The organism is Dissulfuribacter thermophilus (assembly GCF_001687335.1).
Classification (GTDB): domain Bacteria; phylum Desulfobacterota; class Dissulfuribacteria; order Dissulfuribacterales; family Dissulfuribacteraceae; genus Dissulfuribacter; species Dissulfuribacter thermophilus.
In genome coordinates, this window is sequence record NZ_MAGO01000009.1 from 17,951 (window position 1) to 36,345 (window position 18,395).

Sequence of the window (18,395 nt, forward strand, 5' to 3'; positions counted from 1 at the left end):
TTGGAAAATGTGACGTCAAGGGGAGATTTTGTGTGTAAAAATTCGCATTAGAAATTCAGAATTTATACAAAAAGAGATTGACACTTACCAGCAGGTGTCGTAAGGTTGTCTGAAACTTTGGGGAGCTACTTAAGATCACTCAAGTTCTTCTAGTAATTCCTCTGGTTTTAGATTTTATTTTTTGTGGAATTAGGTTTTGTGACAGATTTTTCTTTTCAATGCCCGCCTTTACGGCTTATCTCAATCAGTGTCCATCCCAGAATGGTCCTTTTATTTGATGGCTGCGTTGCTCGTCAGCGACAAGCGTTCACCTACTCTAGGTGCACCCGCCTCTTGCGCTATCTCATGCCTTGCCTTCGAATTAAAAGTCTCATCCTGGGAAAAACACTATTCAGAAAATTTCGTGGGAAAAACATTGTTTGAAGAAATTATCAAGAATTTCCCCTTTAGGGGATAGATTAAAAATATAAGGAGACTTATTATGAAACTCTACATTGGAAACCTACCATTTAGCTCAACTGAGTCAGAAGTTCGTGCGCTTTTGGAAGAACACGGTGAGATTCAGTCATTTGATTGGTTGATCGATAGAGAGACCGGCAGATGCCGTGGATTCTGCTTTGCAGAAATGGAAAACGCTGCAGCTGATTCAGTTATCAAGGCATTAAATGGAAAGGAGTTTGGTGGTAGAACCATAAAGGTCAACGAGGCACGTCCTCGCCAGCCACGTAGAAGACAGAATTGGTATTAATTTGACAAACTCTGTAATTGCAGAATTTGGGTCTAAGATGAGAACAAGGGTGGAGAATTTTTCCACCCTTTTTTTTATAATGGCCCCCAACGAAGTTGCGTATTTGCTCACAGGGCACCGCATCTACAGCGTTGTCGGGCATTCGACGTACAAGGAAGTACGCCTTCATGCCCTCCGCCCACCCCCATTCTCTCTCCCAAAGCTGGTCCTATCACACACTTGACACCGTGGGTCTTTGTTGGAGGCCAAACGAGAAGGAAATGCCCCCTAAGAGATGCAAGAAGAGCAGTGAGTGGGAATGGAGCGCTATGGGATAGGAATGGACGGGATGGGCAGCGCAGCCCCCGTGGGACATGGTCTCAGTCTTCGTACATGCTCCGCTTGGCCGACCTAGTCGGCATCCCTGCCGACAAGGTCGGGGCATGCGTCCATGCATGCCCCCTCAGCCCCTTCGGGGCTTCGGGCCTATTTGCGCTCCGCATGTCCTGTTCGACCAAACCGTCCCCCAGGGGTTGCGCTGTCCTTCTGGCCGTCTCCTACTTTGTGCTGTACACCCACTGTTTTATTAAATGGGCTTTTGTTGTAAGGGCTGGAAGTTCCAGCCTCCCTCAATCCCCCTTTGGGGCTGGCTCTTGTACACACTTGACACCGTCATGAAAATTTTTTTAGCAAACGAGGTTAATGTATGAAAAATAAAGGGAAAAGCCCATTATGGCCTTTGGATCAGCGGTTTGGTAAAAGGTCGGAGGCGTCTCTAAAACGGAACGGTTTGGTCGAGCTTACGTGTGCGAAGCGAAACAGGCCCGAGGCCCTGAAAGGGCCAAGGGGGCGTGCATGGACGCACGCCCCGGCCTTATGGGCATGGATGCCCATTAGGCCGGCCCAGTGGAGCACGGAGGAAAAAGCGAGACCATGTTCCGTTTGGAGCGCATCCGACCAAAGAAAAAGCCCTTTTGCAAATAGCTGTCTGCCGGCAGGCCTATTTGCCCCTTTTCGCAGTGCATAATTTGGGATAATTGTAGGGGCGAGGTCCCTTGCTGTCTATTGGCGATGATACTCTTGAATTATAATTTAACAGTTGTATTTGATTGAAATGGCGAAGACTTTTAAAACAGTACATATCATCGGAAGTAAGACCATGGGCGGTGCAGAGCGTTTTTGTTTTAGGCTCATTAGCGCCCTAAATGAGTTTGGTACAGACTGTATTGCCTTTGTTAGGAAGGGAAGTGAGGTAGAAAAGAGCCTACCAGAAGCAGTATCATATCTAGGTCTTCCTATGAGAACGGTCTGGGATCCGTTATCCATGATACAAATCAAGAGGGCCATAAGGCGGATTTCACCAACGGTGGTGCAGACCTACATGGGGAGGGCTACGAGATTAACACGGCTCAAAAAGGGCCAATTACCCATTCACGTTTCGAGGCTTGGTGGTTATTACAAATTAAACGGATATAGACATGCCCACGCCTGGGTTGTGAATACCAAAGGCTTGTGTGACTATTTGATTTCCAATGGTTTCCCAAAAGATAGGGTGTTTTACGTACCAAATTTCGTGGAGGAAGTGGATCCTGAAAAGATAGGTTCCAAGGAACAGCTTAGAAAAGAGTTGGGTATACCTCTTGATGCATGGCTTTTGGTAACAGCTGGCAGATTCATTCCGGTAAAGGGGCATCAATATCTGATAGATGCCTTTTTAGATCTCCCGAAGCGCATTCGCAATAGGCCACTTTATCTGGCTATACTTGGTGATGGTCCGCTCAAAGGACAGTATCTTGAAAAGATAAAGGGCACTGGGTACGAAGAGAGGATCATTTTTCCAGGCTGGGTTAACCAGCCGGAAAGATACTATATTGCCTCGGATATGATAGTCTTTCCAAGTCTCGAGATGGAGACCCTGGGAAATGTGATTCTAGAGGCCTGGGCCATGAAGCGTCCTGTGGTCACCAGTTCCTTTCGAGGGGCAAGAGAAATTACTGAGGACAAAATGGACGCCATCAGAGTGCCATGTAATGACTCCCATGCCTTGAAGAAGGCGATTCATAGTCTCTTAGATGATGATGGGATGAGAGTTGAGCTGGCATTGGCAGGACATGCCAAGATAAACAGTCAGTTTTCCAAGGGAGTTGTTTTAAAGAGATATCATGAGATTTATGAAGAACTGACATCACAGATTATAAGGGCTGGTTCATGAGAGGCATATCCATCCTGATGTATCACCAGATTGGTCCATTCTCCTCCATGAGGGAACATCGTTCTACATATTGTCATCACAAGAGATTTGCCTTACAGATGTTTTATTTGAGGATCTTGGGCTACAGAGTCCTTGATTTCGATACTGTCCTGAGGTGTATAAAGGGCGAGGAAGAGGTCCCACCTAGGGCTGTTGCCCTCACTTTTGATGACGGATATGAAAATTTTTATGAGTATGCCTATCCTGTACTCAGACGGTATGGATTCCCTGCAATTGTTTACCTCCTTTCCGGCTACCTTGGTAAGGAAGCCAGTTGGTTTAAAAAGGATGGAAGATCAACTCCACCCATAATGTCTGAAGAGAGAATTAAACAGTTAATGGACAAGGGAATTAGTTTTGGCAGCCATGGAGTGACCCATCTCAAGCTTGGAGAGGCCTCTGACGAGGAGATCTATTTTGAGGTCCGAGAGAGTAAAAAGGTGCTGGAGGAAAAATTTAAGAGGCCTTTCAGGCATTTTTGCTATCCATACGGTAGTTTTGATAAAAGGGCGATCCAGATTGTGAAAGAGGCAGGATTTGATAGCGCGGTGAGCTGCGTTAGAGGTTCAGCGTACCCTGGAGACCATCTGTATCAGCTTCCCAGAAAAGCAATTTCATATGGTGACAGTATCTTGGGATTTATTTGGAAATTGCATATGAAAAATAGGCGAAAACTGCCTGAGATCTAAAGGAAATTAAATCAGTTCAATCCTTTGACTGGATACGATTGGCGAGCCTCACGAATTCCTCCACAGACAGGCATTCGGGTCTTATTTCAGGGGATATATCTGTATCATTGAAGATGTTATCCAAGGGTTCTTGTCCTGAAAGATCCTTCAATGCATTTTTGATCTTTTTTCTCCTCTTTTGAAATGCGGTCTTAACTACTCTTTTGAAAAAAGATGCATCCTTTAATGGATATTCAGGGTCTTTTTTGTCCATTCTCAAGACAGTGGAAAATACCTTAGGCCTGGGGTTAAATGCTGTGGGAGGCACAATGAAAAGTCTCTGGAGGGAAAAACAATAGCCTAGCAATACGCTGAGTACGCCATAGTCTTTATTCCCTGGGGAGGAGAGGAGTCTTTCTCCCACTTCGCGTTGAACCATGACTACGGCTGCCTTTACCCAAAGCCTCTCATCAAAGAATTTTGCCATCATCGGCCCAGATATGTTGTATGGAAGGTTGGAGACAATCTTAAGGGGGCCGTCAGTCTCTTTCGCCAGTTCCTCAAAGGAACATTTCAGCATGTCGTGCCTTCTGATCTCGAGGTTAGGTAATTTGAGATTTTCCAGGAAAGAAATCGCTCTGTGGTCAATTTCAATGGCAATGACCTTTTTTGCCTGGCTACACAGATGGGTAGTAAGGGCCCCTAGCCCAGGACCGAGTTCTATAATCACCTCGTCCCTTGAGATCTGAGCTGCCTTCACGATGTTTTGGGCGATATTTTTGTCGATTAGAAAGTGTTGTCCCAATCCCTTAATGGGCTTTGGTTTCATGGAATTTCCCTTTTGGCTTTTGTCTTGAGGAATTTTTCATAACGCCTTTTTTGGCGATATACATACCATTTTATATAGGAAAAATAAGCCAAGATAGCAAAAGGTGAGGCCAGGATGCAGCCACCAAGGGTCATGGACATAATAAAAAAAGTCCCTTTTTCAGCAATGAGTTTTGCACCTTCCAATATTGAGGCATGTCTTAAGACAGTCAAGAGTCCTTCGATCTCTTGCCATGAGCCAAGGCCAGAGCCAAATAAAAACTCTCCAATCTTCCATGAAAGATAGTATTCAATGGGTATGCTGATGGGATTACTCACAAGCCAGTTTGAAATAACTGCAGCAATGAGATTTGCCCTGAATATCCCGCAGAATATGATGATGAGAATGGTGTGAAATGGAATTGTTGGGGTAATGCCAACGAAGGTGCCCACGGCGATGCCACGAGCAATTACCACGGGATCTCCCTTAAGTCTTAGGAGTTTAATCCACTGATATCGTAAGGCCCTTACAGGTCTAAAACCCCTTTTGGCCCTGGGCGGCCTATTATTAGAGGGCACGGGAGTAGGCATCTGCGGCTGAGTCAATGGTTATCCCCCTTTTTAGCATTTCAAGCCCCAGAGACGCCACCATTGCTGCATTGTCTGTACATAATAGAGGGCTGGGAACTAGGAATTGAATTTTGCGTCTTTGGGCTTCTGTCTCTAAGGCATCCCTTAACCTCTTGTTTGCCGCAACTCCTCCTGACAGGACTATTGTATCCAAGGAGTATTCCTGTGCTGCTCGAATGGCCTTATCAACAATTACCTCTACAACTGCCTCTTCAAATGATGCAGCCACATCTTCCGTAGGTACATCTTGACCGGCATTTTTAATCTTTCGAATGGTATTTATCACTGCGGTCTTGAGGCCACTAAAGCTAAAATCGTAAGGGGTTTCGGCCAATCGGGCCCTAGGAAAGGCAAATCTTGTTCTATCTCCTTTTTCAGCCAGCTTGCTTATGATTGGGCCGCCTGGATAAGGGAGCCCAAGGACCTTTGCAACCTTGTCGAATGCCTCGCCTGCAGCATCGTCCCTAGTTTGTCCCAGGAGTTCGTATTGTATGGCATCCCTTACTATGTAGATACTAGTATGTCCACCTGAAACTATGACTCCGATGTGAGGAAATGGGCAAGATGGATGTTCAAGGTATATTGCATGGAGGTGGGCATGTACATGATTGACTCCAACAAGTGGGAGTTTTCTTGTGGCAGAAATTGCCTTTGCAAAGGAAAGCCCAACTACCAAGGCCCCAATTAGTCCGGGCCCCTGGGTAACGGCAATGCAATCTACGTCGTCTAGGGTGATATTTGCATCAGACAGGGCCTTTTCTACAACTGGCACTATATTTTTCAAATGGTGTCTGCTTGCAAGTTCAGGGACAACACCACCGTAGACGCTGTGGATCTTGACCTGAGACGATACGACGTTTGATAGGACCCTATTAGGGGCCTTTAAAACTGCAGCAGCAGTCTCATCACAGGAGGTTTCAATTCCAAGAATGATTTTATTTTCGTTTGCTCTTGACATAAAAGCCTTTTCTGTGGTATCCAAGAGGCGCCGTGCCCCCGTAGCTCAGGGGATAGAGCACAGGATTCCTAATCCTGGTGTCGCACGTTCGAATCGTGCCGGGGGCACCAGCTTTTTCCTCTCTCAGTTTTAATCTTCCAAAGTCGATGTATCCCCTATTTCCAAACCTAACTCTTGGGCTCTTAATAGCCTGCGCATGATCTTTCCAGACCTCGTTTTTGGAAGTTTTTCTACAAATTCAACAAATTTTGGCGTTGCAATAGGGCCGAGTTCGTGCCTGACGTGTTGTATTATGGTCTTTCTAAGGCCGTCTGAGGGAGACTTGTCAGCGCGAAGTACTACGAAGACCTTGATCACTTCACCTTTTATGTCGTCTGGGATTCCAATAGCGGCGGCCTCAGCAACGGCTGGGTGACTTACCAGGGCATTTTCTATGTCTGCAGTGCCAATCCTGTGTCCTGCCACATTGAGCACGTCATCAGAGCGACCGAGGACTGAAAAATATCCCTCTTCATCGCACACTGCAATATCTCCGGTGCAATAGCAATTGGGGATAACGTTCCAGATCTCTTTATATCTTTCAGGATCACCATAGATGGTGCGCATCATATAGGGCAGGGGTTGACGAAGTACCAGGTTTCCGCCTTGGCCTGCTGGAACAGGATTACCCGCTTCATCAACGACGTCTGCAACAACGCCTGGCATGGGCTTTCCAGCACGCCCTGGTTTGTTGGGCATAGCAGGCATGGTACCAAGAATAGGAGATGCCACTTCAGTCTGCCAGAAATTGTCAATGCAGTGGCCATTATTTTCAAGGATTACCTTTTGGGCAAAGTTCCATGCCTCGGGATTGAGTGGCTCTCCAGCAGAGGCAAGGATTCTGAGGGTAGATCTGTCATATTTTTTGATGTGTTCTTCTCCAAACCTCATGAACATACGTATGGCAGTGGGGGCTGTAAACATCACTGAGACCCCATATTTTTGTACCATCTCCCATACCACTCCTGGATGAGGGTAATCTGGTGCGCCTTCTCTTATGAGTATGGTAGCTCCTGCGCAAAGAGGGCCATAAACTATGTAGGAATGACCGACTATCCAGCCAATATCAGAAGTGGACCAGTAGACGTCTTTGTCCTTCACGTCAAAGAAGGCCTTTGTGAGATAATAAGTCCCAACCATGAATCCCCCATGGACGTGGACCACTCCCTTGGGCTTTCCTGTCGTACCCGAGGTGTAGAGGATGAAAAGGGGATCTTCTGAGTCCATGACTTCAGCAGGGCAGTGGTGAGAGTGGGAATTTAATAGTTCCCAGAAGTCATATTCCCATTCGCTCAATTCAATCTTCGGCTCCTGTCTCCTTAAGACTATAATATTTTCCACAAAGTCCAGGTCTTTTACTGCCTCATCCACAGTGGCCTTTAGCCTTACGACCTTCCCCCTCCTGTATCCAATGTCGGCACAGATGACCATCTTGGCCTTGGAGTCCAATATCCTGGACATTAACGCCCCAGAACCCATCCCAGCATAGACTACGGAATGGATGGCGCCAATACGGGCACATGCTAGCATTGCAATGATGCCTTCAATGGTCAGGGGCATGTAGATTACCACCCTGTCTCCCTTTTTGATCCCCTTGGCCTTAAGGGCATTGGCGAATTGGTTTACCCTGTCTCGTAATTGTCCGTAGGTGGCAACGAGTTCTTCACCTTCTTCAGAGAGCCAGATAATCGCCACCTTGTTCCTGCGCCAGGAATCAGCATGCCTGTCTAGGGCGTTGACTGTGATGTTGGTCTTACCGCCTATAAACCACTTGTGGTGTGGAAGATTGATTTCTCTTACCTTTTCCCAGGGCTCAAACCACACGAGTTCATTGGCAATCTGCCCCCAAAAGCCTTCAGGATCCCTTATTGAATAGGCATAAACAGAATCATAATCTTTGATAAAGGCTTCTTCTATCACTCGCTGCGGAGGGACGATCTTCTCGTCTATCTTGGTCAGGGCCTCAATTTCTTGCTTAAAATTTTTTCCCATAGTTCCTCCCACTCGATTATGATAATCTTTTAAAAATTTACTTCATTTGGGTAATCGCAAATTTGAATTTAAGCAAGAGATTAGTTTGAATTGGTAGGAGATAAGATTATGAATCAGAGAGAAATTCCGTTAGATGAGAGGATAATCTTCGCACTCGACGTCCCCTCAAAGAAGTTGGCCCAAGAGTGGGTGAGACGCCTGGAGGGAGAGGTCAGGTTTTTCAAGGTAGGGCTCGAGCTCTTTTCCTCTGCGGGTCCGGACATTGTAGAGTGGTTGATTGGGCAAAACTTTAAGGTGATGTTGGATTTAAAGTTTTTCGACGTTCCAGAGACTGTTAAGCGGGCCGTAGCGAATCTAAAGGGCACGGGCATAAGCTTTTTGACAGTCCATGGCTTCAAGTCAGTTGTTCAGGCAGCCCTTGAGGCAGATCCAGACTTTGAACTATTGGCAGTGACTGTGCTTACCAGTTTCTCAGAAGAGGATAAGAAAGATCTTGGCATTGGCGAGGCACGTACAATTCAAGACGTAGTCCTTGAGAGGGCTAAAGGTGCAGTAGCCCTAGGGTGCCATGGTATAGTCTGCTCTCCTAGGGAACTGGTGCTACTTCGTAAGGAATTGGGGTTTGACTTCAAATGTGTGACTCCAGGTATTCGGCCATCTTTTTCCTCTAAGGTTATTCAACGAGACGATCAGGCAAGGACCGAGACTCCTGGTGTGGCAATTTCTTCAGGGGCTGATCATATAGTGATTGGTAGGCCTATAAGGAATGCCGAAGATCCAGTGGGAGCCGCTCGTCTTATAAAACAAGAAATTTTAAATTATCTTAAAAGCCCATCTTGACAAATATCTCATGCTTGGGAATAATGCAGACACAATTTGAGCCGGGATAGCTCAGTCGGTAGAGCAGTGGACTGAAAATCCACGTGTCCCCCGTTCGATTCGGGGTCCCGGCACCAGAAAATTCAGGCACTTACGAGTTTTCGTAAGTGCCTTTTTTAATGAGAGATAACTCAGAGATAACCAGTGTGCGAAAATAAATTCTAGAATTTTTTCTAATCGATTCTTAGAAAACTGTCCAATTCCCTCAACTAAATCAATTCTGTTGACCGTATATATCTGTGAAATCAGCCTATTCCATATCAAGAAGGACATTCGTCAACAACAAGATTACAAGTAGGCCAGACTATGATCCATCTTATGACATAAGCCTGGAGCCATGGTGTGTGGACAGGCCTGCACTGTGTGGTAATTTTGTAGACATTGGAGTCGTGGAACTGGAAGGGCCTTTCCTCATCGAGTATTTAACTTAACTAATAAAATGTCTTGATTTTAAAGAAGGAGAGGGCCTATAGGCCTGGACAATATGTTTAGAGTCTTTAGGGAGCCAACGCCTTATCTCTTGGATATCTAATTCATTAAGGAGGCCAGGGACCAAGGTGGTCCTGAAGAGGTGGGATATGTTGCTTTTTGAAATGATTTCTATTGAACGCTTTATAACAGATGTATCCACCTTGCATCCTGAAAGCTTTTCATATTTTCTCCATGGGGCCTTGACATCCATTGCAATGAAGTCCAGTAGCCCCATTTGAATGAGTTGGTCGAGGACCCTAGGTCTGCTTCCGTTTGTATCAAGTTTGATTTCGAATCCAAGCCTCTTAATCTCCTGAAGGAAAAAAGGGAGATCTGGGTGTATGGTTGGCTCTCCTCCTGAGATCACTACTGCCTTAAGCCGTCCCCTCCTTTTTGATAGAAACTCCAATACTTTTACCATCTCGTTTGAGCCATGTCCTGTGGGAATTAGCCCACTGTTATGGCAAAAGGGACAGGCAAAATTACAACCCTGGGTAAACACGATTGCTGCAACCCTTCCTGGATAGTCTGAGAGGGTAAATGGTGTGAGGCCTCCGATTTCCATTTCTATATCAGACTGAGAATCTGGATCTTATGGTGAATTCTGCCTGTTTCCCATCGTTCCACTGGTTGACTGGCCTGAGGTAGCCCACTACTCGTGAGTATATTTCGGTAGATGCCCCGCATTTTGGGCATTGTAGCTGCTCGCCTTCAAGGTATCCGTGGCTCGGGCATATGGAAAACGAAGGCGTGATAGTGAAGTAGGGGAGGGAATAGTTCTCGCACACCATTCGGACGAAATCCTTCACTGCCTGGGGGTCTGGGGCTGCCTCTCCCAAAAAGACATGAAGTACTGTACCGCCAGTGTATCTTGACTGAAGGGGTTCTTGCAGATCCAGGACCTGAATGATGTCGTCAGTAAAATCAACAGGCAGATGGGTGGAATTGGTGTAAAATGGGGTATCGGTCTTTTCCATGTTTGCTATCTTGATCCCTGGAAATCGTTTGGTGTCTAGCTTGGCGAGCCTGTATGCAGTCCCCTCGCCAGGAGTTGCCTCTAGATTGTAGAGGTTGCCAGTCTCCTCTTGAAAACGCACGAGCACGTCCTTCATAAAATCCAAGACTCTTGCGGCAAAGGCCACGGCTTCAGGGTCTGAGAGGTCTTTCCCAAACATATTCAGGCACGCCTCGTTCATACCTATGAGCCCTATGGTGGAAAAGTGATTGGACCAATAATTTCCGTGTCGCTCTTTGATGTGCCGTAGGTAAAACTTGGTATATGGATAAAGTCCTTGCTCTGAAAATCTTTCTAGGACCTTTCGTTTGCATTCAAGACTGGTCCTCGATATCTCCATCATGCGCTCAAGCTGTTCCAGGAATTCTGCTTCACTGTTTGACCTATAACCTATGGCAGCCATGTTGATAGTGACCACACCTATGGAGCCTGTAAGGGGATTTGCTCCAAAGAGGCCTCCGCCCTTTTTTTCAAGTGCTCGGACGTCGAGCCTGAGACGGCAACACATAGAACGGGCATCGTCTGGAGACATGTCAGAGGTGACAAAATTTGCGAAGTAAGGGATGCCATATCTTGCTGTGACCTCCCATAGTCTAGAAAGTCCAGGGTTTTCCCAGTCAAAGTCTGGGGTTATGTTGTATGTGGGAATGGGAAACGTGAACACCCTACCCCTTGCATCGCCTTCAGACATCACCTCTAAGAAGGCCTGGTTAAGCATGTTCATTTCTTCCTGGAATTCACCATATGTCTCTGGTTTGAATTCACCTCCAATAACCACCCGCTGATCCTTCAGTGTCTTTGGGGGCTCGAGATCCATGGTGAGGTTCGTAAAAGGCGTTTGGAATCCCACGCGGGTGGGAACGTTTAGGTTGAATACGAATTCCTGAAGCGCTTGTTTGACCTCACGATATGTGAGTTTGTCGTACCTTATAAATGGTGCCAGCAGTGTGTCAAAATTTGAAAAGGCCTGCGCACCTGCAGCCTCCCCTTGAAGGGTATAAAAGAAGTTGACTATCTGGCCCAGGGCACTACGAAAGTGCCTTGCAGGGCTGCTTTCAGCCTTTCCTGGGGCCCCTCTGAAGCCGGACATTAAAAGGTCTTGAAGATCCCAGCCAACACAGTACACGGACAACAGACCAAGGTCATGGATGTGAATGTCGCCTCTAAGATGCGCCTCTCGTACCTCTGGGGTGTATATCTTATTGAGCCAATAGGTCTTTGTGACCTCGCTCGATACATAGTTGTTGAGGCCTTGGAGGGAATAGGCCATATTGCTGTTTTCTCGAACCTTCCAGTCCAATCTTTCCAGATAGTTCTCTATAAGGTCAATGTCGGCCTTTTGTACCATCTGTCGGATTCTGGCGTGCTGGTCTCGGTAAAGAATGTAGGCCTTTGCAGTCTTTTTGAATGGAGAGGCCAGGAGCACCTCTTCAACAAGGTCCTGTATCTCCTCAACACTTGGCATTACGTCTGCGAATACAGCCTGGGCGAGGGTGAGTACCCTTATGGTCAGGCGCTTTGCCTCCACGTCTCCAAATTCGCCAGTGGCACGGCCTGCCTTTAGTATGGCTGTGGTAATCTTTGTTGAGTCAAAAGGGACTATGCGTCCATCCCGTTTGATGATTTTGTCGAACACAAATATAGGTGAATCCTCTGCTGCAAATACTCTGTCTTTGGACTGCATTTTCTCTCCTTTTTTGATTTTAATACATGATGTTGGTGGCTATATCTATGAGGGCACAATATATCGTGCGTAATCGTTAAGTCAATCACTTTTTAGGGATTGGGTGATGAGATGAGATGGGGGTAGAGGGGTTAGCTTATATTGCTAACCCCTACAAATAAGACCTTATTGGTGTCAAAATTAATTTATCACTACACCGCCTGGCTCCTCTCCACCTTCAGTCCATTCAAGTTCGATCTCAAGGGAGTATTTTTTCTTGTGTTTCACTTCTTCCTCCACCTTGATCTCGAGGACCATATTCTCCGGCAGAGAGACTTCGACACTCTGTGCATTATTGCTTAGACTCACTTTGCCCTCTTCCACCTTGTCAGCAATGAGGCGGAGGATTCCGGCGATCTCAGACCTGTTTTTTCTCTCCTCACTCTTGAAAAGTATTGTTTCACGTCCCATAGTGACCTCCTTCATATAATTACAAACGGATTAAAATGGTTTGTTTTTAGAGAAAATTGTTCTTCTAACATACAATTATCACTTATTGCCTTTGTGCAAGCCAATATGAAGGGCAAAAGGAACCATGACTAATGGCATCAAATGTTGAATAATTTTGATCTGGAGCGGATTCTTCTCTTGGGTGAATCTTCATTTTTGTTCTGGCTTTGGAGTGAATAATCTGGACACAGTGGTCTCAAGCCCGCTTCTTGTAAAAGCCTTTGACAGTCTCGGACAGAGAGACCTCGTCCTTCCTCGGTGTTTTCTCTGGTATCCCTGGGGTTGGAGGCTGTCTCTGCCCATACGATATTAGCACCGGCCATAAGAGAGGGCATGTTGGGCTCATGGGTACAATTGAACGGAGTCCCCATATAGAGACCGATGGCCGCGACAACAAGAGACAGTTCCATTTCAGTAATGGTCCCTTTCTCATAGAGCCGAGAGCCGGCAATGGGTATTCGTCTCATTGCCCCGCTGAATACAGCACCGTATTGCCTTCCTACCTTGGCTGCGGCTACTATGTCTTCAGGGGTATGTTCTGGACCTAGGGGCTCCACACAATACGTAAGAATAAGTCCGGCATCTTTAGCCGCCTCGATGGTTTCTATTCTCCTTTTAACCGCAATACCAGTATCCAACCCTTCCCTAAGGCGAACCGTATGATAGACACCGACAAAACCGGCCTCTTTTAGGGCCATGGCCTCCTGGTCGGTGAAATCTTTAATGTTGGCCACCAATGGGGTTTCAGGTTTGAGGGCCTTTTTTACAGCATAGGCATATTCAAAAAAACGATCCATGGGAAAATCAGCCGTAATCATGAGGTAGATGGCATTTGCACCATCGGCCTCCATACGAAGGGCCAAATCAACGGCTGCCTCTAGACCTATTTCTTTATTTTCTTTAAAGACACCACTACCTTTGCCAAAGCTACAGAAGCCACAATCCATAGGACAGGGAGCTACATTTATCCCTATTTGGCCATGGACCTCGGCCAGACCGCCATTGGCCTCAAAGGTAAGTCGTCGGGCCAGATAGAGCAGATGATAGTATTCCTCTGACCCCGGCCGGACTTGATAGAGAAGGGCTCTAAGATCATCGTCTGAAAGCCTTTGCCCATCTTTAGCCTTTTTGAAAATTTCGTTGAGCTGTCTCATTTTTATTGTCTCCTGTTTTCAATAATGAATCCTATGTGTTAGGGCGTCATTTTGTCATATACATATCTAATTTCTAATGGAACTGTTTTGGGATAAAGGTTTGACTCTAATTCCCTGTGATGCCACGACCTTATAGTCTTTAGCCATAAGATGATCTCCAAGGAGTTGGACAAGGTTATTGATAACAGCATTTTGTTTTCCCATGGGGGCTAATTCTATTTTACCGTGAAAATACCCGTTCTTCAGCTTCTGCCTTCTCCCTTCTTCCTAATCTTAATAGGTAGAAGGGAGAAGGTAAAAGCAGGCCCTGCCAGTACCCAAGCCAGAGGCCCTCCCTTCTAGCTTCAACTCAAAACTTCCAAAGCTCTTTTCCTTCAACTCAACACTCAACACTTCTGAAATGCTCAACACTCAACACTTAAAACTCAACACTTTTAAAAAGCTTCTCCCTTCTCCCTTTATGGCATTAGGAGAATCTACGCTCCACTCTGTTTGCTTTATAGGCTCAATGGGGTTTGGCCTATGGAGTATGTAAGAGTCGTCCTCTTTGAGAGACAAACTTATAAAGGAAAATGCTTTAGGTCAAATCGGAAAAATAAATGATTGATAAGGTAGGAGATAGGAAATATCAAGCAAATCTTATTAGAGGTGCCACTTGGCATATATACGCCTTTTTCAAAATAGATTTTCTTTATCGTCATAGATAAAAGGATTGGTAATTTCAATTTGATTTATCGATTTTGCCTAATATTTTAAGTCATTATTTTTAAACCCCAGCACTTTCTAAAGAGACTAAAAGATGTATCAGGACAAAAACATCGCCGTTGTAATTCCAGCCCTAAATGAGGCTGAAACTATAGGCCAGGTAGTTAGATCTTTGCCCGAGTTTGTAGATCAAGTAGTAGTGGCTGATAATGGTTCACAAGATCAAACAGCTCAAGAGGCCAGAAGGGCAGGGGCAGTGGTAGTTTTTGCTAGGCAGCGGGGTTACGGCTCTGCCTGCCTGGCTGCCATAGAATACCTTAGCCTAAGAAGGCCGGATATTATTGTGTTTATGGATGGAGATGGCAGTGATGATCCCGAACAGATGGAAGATCTCCTCCGCCCCATAGTCGAGAGCCGATGTGATCTTGTTTTGGCAAGTAGGACTCTGGGTAAGGTAGAGTCTGGGGCCATGACTCCTGTTCAGAAATTTGGAAACCAAATGGCCTCTTGGCTCATAGACCTTATCTGGGCTAGGAAATTTACAGACCTTGGTCCATATCGTGCCATTTCTTGGTCGGCATTAAAGAGCCTTCAGATGTCAGATCCCGATTATGGCTGGACTGTTGAGATGCAGATCAAGTCCGCCCGTCTCGGATTGAGAGTCAAGGAGATCCCAGCCAACTATCGACAACGACAGGGGGGCCAATCCAAGGTCAGTGGTACAATCATGGGAAGTTGTCTGGCAGGGTGGAAAATCATCAGTTGGATAGTGAAGGAGGCCCTAAGAGACAGAAAATATCTCTCTTTGGGCTTTATCAGCTACTTGGCCATAATTGGTTTGATCCTGGCTTATTTTTATAATAAACCCCTCTTTAATATACGTGGCCAGGTGGTGTACCTGACAGACTTTTTAGTCTTTAGCTATGTTTTTGTCTTTGGCCTTTATCGTTTTTTTTCGAAGGATCATCCATACCAAAAGATTCGCATCCATGTGATAGTCTGGCTTTATTTGATCTTTTGGGGGATTATGCCCTATTTCTTTGGCCTAAAGGTCCCAACCTTAGGTGGTGGAATGGTCCTTTGGCCAGCCATTCACGTCATAGGTTCGGTCATGTTCTTCATCTACGGTCTTTTAATGATCTTTTTCGGACGAAGACTTGACTGCGGTTGGAACTGTCCTTGCGTAGCAACCAGAGAGACTGTTGGTTTTGCATTTAGGCGAATGACAGCCCGAGGCAAGTTTTGGTGGCGTTTGAGATATCTGAAATATGCCTTTTTGGCCCTACTTCTGGTCTATCTTGGATATCTCTTATTTGATCCTACCAATGCCTATCAAAAGGTGGGAGGCTTTTATTATAAGATGCTCACCAATACCTATTATCTCAGCTATCTTTTTCTGCCTCTTTGGGGGAACCGAAGTTACTGTCGAGTGATGTGCCCCTATGCCGCGCTTTGGGGTATTTACAGCTATCTGGGATTTTTCCGCATAGAGGCTAATAGCCATAAATGCACAGGATGCGGTCTCTGTGAGACTGTCTGCGATATGGGAATCCCCATTCGAGAATATGTAAGCAAGGGCAAAATAAGGACTGTGGAGTGTATGGGATGTGGCCGCTGCGTTAACATATGTCCTAAAGGGGCCTTGGAAATCAAAAGCGCTTGGGCCTATCTTGAAAGACCCTTTGGAAAGTTCTTAACAAACTTGGGGCTTAAAGGACTATCTTTTCCCTCTAAAAAGGTTAGGCTTCGTTGATCGCCAACTCTTAAAATATTTATGAGACCACATCAAGTGAAACTGGCCAGTACATACTAGTTGACAATCCCCACATCTCAAAAGTAATTTTCCGCCTATGCTTATATCCCTTAGATACAAATTTCTTTTTATACATATTGCAAAGACAGGCGGTACCAGTATACGCTCCGCCCTTCAACGCTACAGGTGGAGGGACCCGAGTGCGTGGTTTTCCGCTATCTGTAATCGCATGAGTAAACTGTGGGGCCACAGGATAGGAGTAAAGATCCCTAGACATGCTAAGGCGATTGCTGCAAAGGAACTCCTTCCCCACGAGACCTTTTATCAGCTCTTTAAGTTTGCCTTTGTTAGAAACCCCTGGGACTTACAGGTGAGCTCATGGCATCACATAAGGCGAGAAAGACCCCATATTATCCCAGAAAGTGTTAAGACTTTCGAGGATTTTATTAAATGGAAGCTGGATGAGGATAGACCCTATCATTATATAATCGATACATCTATTGAGCTTCAATGGAATTATCTTATTGATCTGGATGGAACTCCTATTGTGGATTTTGTAGGGAGATATGAGCACCTAGTGGATCATTTTGAAAAGGCGTGCACCAAGGCCGGTATTGTTCCGCCGCCTCTTCCCCATAAAAGGCGTGCAACTGGAAGAATGCGCGACTATAGGGCCTACTACAATGATAGGCTTGCCGAAATGATTGAAAAACATTTTAAAAAAGACATAGACTCCCTGGGATACTCATTTGACAAGGTGGCACCAGAGGAACCTATGGAATTCAACCTGACCTTCAGGCAAAAGCGACCTCAATAGCGTCTCTAAGGCCTGTAACACCAACTAGGTTCTCCTGGGTTTTGTCCTCTCTGAGCATGTCAACAAATGGTATTACTGCCTTAGAAAATCCAAGACGCTGCGCCTCATTTATACGTAAGTCCCAGAAACTTACGGGTCTTATCTCTCCTGAAAGCCCTACTTCGCCAAATACGATCAGATCATTGGGCAGTGGCTGATCTCGAAGGCTTGAGACCAAGGACAGACAAAGAGCAAGGTCAGTAGCTGTTTCCTGTATCTTCATACCTCCTACAACATTCACAAAGACATCCTTGTCAAAAAAAGGCATGTCAAGGCGTTTTTCAAGAATGGCAAGCATTAGGGCAAGCCTGTTGGAATCAATACCAATCGTGGTCCTCCGTGGAACAGCTAGATATGAATGGCTTACAAGTGCCTGTATCTCAACGAGGATTGGGCGTGTCCCCTGCATGACAGGAACGATTACGCTGCCTGGTACAGAGGAGGGGCGAAGGCTTAAAAAAAATTCAGATGGGTTTGGGACGTCTCTGAGCCCTGATTCTGTCATCTCAAAGACTCCAACTTCATGGGTTGCGCCAAACCTGTTTTTAACCGTACGAAGGAGTCTAAAGTTTTCAGTCCGTTGGCCTTCAAAGAGTAAAACCGTATCTACCATGTGCTCTAATACCCTTGGCCCTGCAATCACGCCTTCTTTTGTTACATGTCCTACTATGGCCACTGGTGCCCCACCGCCCTTTGCGATTTCCATCAGTCTCCTCGAGGCCTCTCTTACCTGGCTTACAGTGCCGGGGGCAGACTGTATGTCTGGAGATATCATTGTCTGAATCGAGTCTATTACTATAAAGTCTGGGGAGAGTTCAAAGATGGCCTTTTCAACCTGTAAAATGTCGGTTTCGGCCAAAAGCCACAGGCCTTCTGGGACATCACTTTGGAGTCTTTGAGCGCGCATTCGAATCTGACCTGGGGATTCTTCTCCACTTACGTAGAGCACCTTCAAGCCCATAGAGGCCAGTCTAAAAAGGACCTGCAGTAGTAGAGTGGATTTGCCAATTCCTGGCTCACCTCCTATTAGAATGAGACTTCCTGGTACAAATCCACCTCCAAGGACCCTGTCGAGTTCTATGGACCCTGTTTTCAAGCGCGTTATGTCATCTTCGGCTTCAACGGTTTTAAGTTGAACAGGATTGGCTGTGGAACGCGACCTTGGCCCATGGGCTGCCCCCTTCTTGGTTCTGTTTTTTAAGACCTCTTCAAAGGTATTCCAAGAACCACAATCCGGACATCTACCGAGCCACCTCGATTCTTCGTGGCCACACTGGGAGCATATGAATACAGATGTAGTGAGTGCCCGTTTCATGT

Annotated in this window: 17 protein-coding genes and 2 tRNA genes; 9 read left to right on the plus strand and 10 right to left on the minus strand. The window is 45.9% G+C overall.

What is annotated here, in order from left to right:
* Nucleotides 1–481: 481 nt before the first annotated feature.
* The 3 genes from DBT_RS08430 to DBT_RS08445 all read left to right on the plus strand — a co-directional run bounded on the left by DBT_RS08430 (nucleotide 482) and on the right by DBT_RS08445 (nucleotide 3,667).
* A complete protein-coding gene (locus tag DBT_RS08430) occupies nucleotides 482–748 on the plus strand; it encodes an RNA recognition motif domain-containing protein (RefSeq protein ID WP_067619156.1) in 267 nt (88 codons plus the stop codon).
* A gap of 1,093 nt (nucleotides 749–1,841) precedes the next feature.
* Nucleotides 1,842–2,939 carry a glycosyltransferase gene (locus tag DBT_RS08440; RefSeq protein ID WP_067619405.1) on the plus strand — a complete coding sequence of 366 codons (1,098 nt, stop codon included), beginning with the start codon at nucleotides 1,842–1,844 and terminating at the stop codon, nucleotides 2,937–2,939.
* A 17-nt stretch (nucleotides 2,940–2,956) separates the two neighbouring features.
* The gene (locus DBT_RS08445) at nucleotides 2,957–3,667 is read left to right on the plus strand and encodes a polysaccharide deacetylase family protein (RefSeq protein WP_244155340.1); all 711 of its coding nucleotides are present in this window, start codon (nucleotides 2,957–2,959) and stop codon (nucleotides 3,665–3,667) included.
* Nucleotides 3,668–3,683: 16 nt separating this feature from the next.
* Here the strand turns inward: DBT_RS08445 and rsmA are convergent, their stop codons facing one another.
* Genes rsmA through tsaD form a run of 3 tightly spaced genes read right to left on the minus strand, consistent with a single transcriptional unit; the run spans nucleotide 3,684 to nucleotide 6,041 of the window.
* Entirely contained in the window at nucleotides 3,684–4,475 is a 792-nt protein-coding gene (gene rsmA / locus DBT_RS08450) for a 16S rRNA (adenine(1518)-N(6)/adenine(1519)-N(6))-dimethyltransferase RsmA (protein WP_067619165.1), read from the minus strand.
* Nucleotides 4,472–5,059, minus strand: coding sequence for a DUF2062 domain-containing protein (locus tag DBT_RS08455; RefSeq protein ID WP_141674259.1), 588 nt, complete (start codon nucleotides 5,057–5,059; stop codon nucleotides 4,472–4,474). The genes rsmA and DBT_RS08455 overlap by 4 nt, the downstream gene beginning before the upstream one ends.
* Nucleotides 5,022–6,041 (minus strand): tRNA (adenosine(37)-N6)-threonylcarbamoyltransferase complex transferase subunit TsaD, encoded by a 1,020-nt coding sequence (gene tsaD / locus DBT_RS08460; protein WP_067619408.1) that lies wholly within the window; start codon nucleotides 6,039–6,041, stop codon nucleotides 5,022–5,024. The genes DBT_RS08455 and tsaD overlap by 38 nt, the downstream gene beginning before the upstream one ends.
* Nucleotides 6,042–6,075: 34 nt before the next feature.
* Between tsaD and DBT_RS08465 the strand changes: the two genes are divergently transcribed.
* Nucleotides 6,076–6,151 (plus strand) — tRNA-Arg (locus tag DBT_RS08465).
* Nucleotides 6,152–6,170: 19 nt separating this feature from the next.
* On the opposite strand, the gene acs is transcribed toward DBT_RS08465, so the two are convergent.
* Entirely contained in the window at nucleotides 6,171–8,072 is a 1,902-nt protein-coding gene (gene acs / locus DBT_RS08470; RefSeq protein WP_067619171.1) for an acetate--CoA ligase, read from the minus strand.
* A 108-nt stretch (nucleotides 8,073–8,180) separates the two neighbouring features.
* Here acs and pyrF point away from each other — a divergent pair, with 108 nt between their 5' ends.
* The 3 genes from pyrF (at nucleotide 8,181) to DBT_RS08485 (ending at nucleotide 9,382) form a co-directional block, all read left to right on the plus strand.
* A complete protein-coding gene (gene pyrF, locus DBT_RS08475; protein WP_067619174.1) occupies nucleotides 8,181–8,912 on the plus strand; it encodes an orotidine-5'-phosphate decarboxylase in 732 nt (243 codons plus the stop codon).
* 40 nt (nucleotides 8,913–8,952) lie between these two features.
* A tRNA-Phe gene (locus tag DBT_RS08480) sits at nucleotides 8,953–9,028 on the plus strand.
* A 162-nt stretch (nucleotides 9,029–9,190) separates the two neighbouring features.
* Entirely contained in the window at nucleotides 9,191–9,382 is a 192-nt protein-coding gene (locus tag DBT_RS08485; protein WP_067619177.1) for a hypothetical protein, read from the plus strand.
* Here DBT_RS08485 and DBT_RS08490 read toward each other — a convergent pair.
* The 5 genes from DBT_RS08490 to DBT_RS12110 form a co-directional block, all read right to left on the minus strand.
* Nucleotides 9,379–9,987: an anaerobic ribonucleoside-triphosphate reductase activating protein gene (locus DBT_RS08490; protein ID WP_067619180.1), complete on the minus strand. Its 609-nt coding sequence runs from the start codon at nucleotides 9,985–9,987 to the stop codon at nucleotides 9,379–9,381. The two genes, DBT_RS08485 and DBT_RS08490, sit on opposite strands and share 4 nt — an antisense overlap.
* Nucleotides 9,988–9,994: 7 nt before the next feature.
* Nucleotides 9,995–12,121, minus strand: a complete 2,127-nt coding sequence (locus tag DBT_RS08495; RefSeq protein WP_244155341.1) for a ribonucleoside triphosphate reductase — start codon at nucleotides 12,119–12,121, stop codon at nucleotides 9,995–9,997.
* A gap of 180 nt (nucleotides 12,122–12,301) precedes the next feature.
* Nucleotides 12,302–12,571: an amphi-Trp domain-containing protein gene (locus DBT_RS08500; RefSeq protein ID WP_067619182.1), complete on the minus strand. Its 270-nt coding sequence runs from the start codon at nucleotides 12,569–12,571 to the stop codon at nucleotides 12,302–12,304.
* Nucleotides 12,572–12,708: 137 nt separating this feature from the next.
* Nucleotides 12,709–13,764, minus strand: coding sequence for a radical SAM protein (locus DBT_RS08505; RefSeq protein WP_067619185.1), 1,056 nt, complete (start codon nucleotides 13,762–13,764; stop codon nucleotides 12,709–12,711).
* A gap of 66 nt (nucleotides 13,765–13,830) precedes the next feature.
* Nucleotides 13,831–13,968: a hypothetical protein gene (locus tag DBT_RS12110; protein WP_153304059.1), complete on the minus strand. Its 138-nt coding sequence runs from the start codon at nucleotides 13,966–13,968 to the stop codon at nucleotides 13,831–13,833.
* Between the two features lie 595 nt (nucleotides 13,969–14,563).
* Here DBT_RS12110 and DBT_RS12230 point away from each other — a divergent pair.
* Nucleotides 14,564–16,222, plus strand: a complete 1,659-nt coding sequence (locus DBT_RS12230) for a glycosyltransferase (RefSeq protein WP_067619187.1) — start codon at nucleotides 14,564–14,566, stop codon at nucleotides 16,220–16,222.
* Nucleotides 16,223–16,319: 97 nt separating this feature from the next.
* Nucleotides 16,320–17,039, plus strand: coding sequence for a sulfotransferase family 2 domain-containing protein (locus DBT_RS08515; RefSeq protein ID WP_067619189.1), 720 nt, complete (start codon nucleotides 16,320–16,322; stop codon nucleotides 17,037–17,039).
* On the opposite strand, the gene radA is transcribed toward DBT_RS08515, so the two are convergent.
* A complete protein-coding gene (gene radA, locus DBT_RS08520; RefSeq protein ID WP_067619192.1) occupies nucleotides 17,017–18,393 on the minus strand; it encodes a DNA repair protein RadA in 1,377 nt (458 codons plus the stop codon). The two genes, DBT_RS08515 and radA, sit on opposite strands and share 23 nt — an antisense overlap.
* Nucleotides 18,394–18,395: the final 2 nt, after the last annotated feature.

Excerpts from the sequence above, each read along its gene's own strand:
- DBT_RS08440 (WP_067619405.1), top strand. The coding sequence starts at position 1,842 with ATGGCGAAGACTTTTAAAACAGTACATATCATCGGAAGTAAGACCATG.
- DBT_RS08445 (WP_244155340.1), top strand. The coding sequence starts at position 2,957 with ATGTATCACCAGATTGGTCCATTCTCCTCCATGAGGGAACATCGTTCT.
- DBT_RS08495 (WP_244155341.1), bottom strand. The coding sequence starts at position 12,121 with ATGCAGTCCAAAGACAGAGTATTTGCAGCAGAGGATTCACCTATATTT.
- DBT_RS12230 (WP_067619187.1), top strand. The coding sequence starts at position 14,564 with ATGTATCAGGACAAAAACATCGCCGTTGTAATTCCAGCCCTAAATGAG.
- DBT_RS08515 (WP_067619189.1), top strand. The coding sequence starts at position 16,320 with ATGCTTATATCCCTTAGATACAAATTTCTTTTTATACATATTGCAAAG.
- tsaD (WP_067619408.1), bottom strand. The coding sequence starts at position 6,041 with ATGTCAAGAGCAAACGAAAATAAAATCATTCTTGGAATTGAAACCTCC.
- DBT_RS08500 (WP_067619182.1), bottom strand. The coding sequence starts at position 12,571 with ATGGGACGTGAAACAATACTTTTCAAGAGTGAGGAGAGAAAAAACAGG.
- acs (WP_067619171.1), bottom strand. The coding sequence starts at position 8,072 with ATGGGAAAAAATTTTAAGCAAGAAATTGAGGCCCTGACCAAGATAGAC.
- pyrF (WP_067619174.1), top strand. The coding sequence starts at position 8,181 with ATGAATCAGAGAGAAATTCCGTTAGATGAGAGGATAATCTTCGCACTC.
- rsmA (WP_067619165.1), bottom strand. The coding sequence starts at position 4,475 with ATGAAACCAAAGCCCATTAAGGGATTGGGACAACACTTTCTAATCGAC.
- radA (WP_067619192.1), bottom strand. The coding sequence starts at position 18,393 with ATGAAACGGGCACTCACTACATCTGTATTCATATGCTCCCAGTGTGGC.
- DBT_RS12110 (WP_153304059.1), bottom strand. The coding sequence starts at position 13,968 with ATGGGAAAACAAAATGCTGTTATCAATAACCTTGTCCAACTCCTTGGA.
- DBT_RS08505 (WP_067619185.1), bottom strand. The coding sequence starts at position 13,764 with ATGAGACAGCTCAACGAAATTTTCAAAAAGGCTAAAGATGGGCAAAGG.
- DBT_RS08490 (WP_067619180.1), bottom strand. The coding sequence starts at position 9,987 with ATGGAAATCGGAGGCCTCACACCATTTACCCTCTCAGACTATCCAGGA.
- DBT_RS08430 (WP_067619156.1), top strand. The coding sequence starts at position 482 with ATGAAACTCTACATTGGAAACCTACCATTTAGCTCAACTGAGTCAGAA.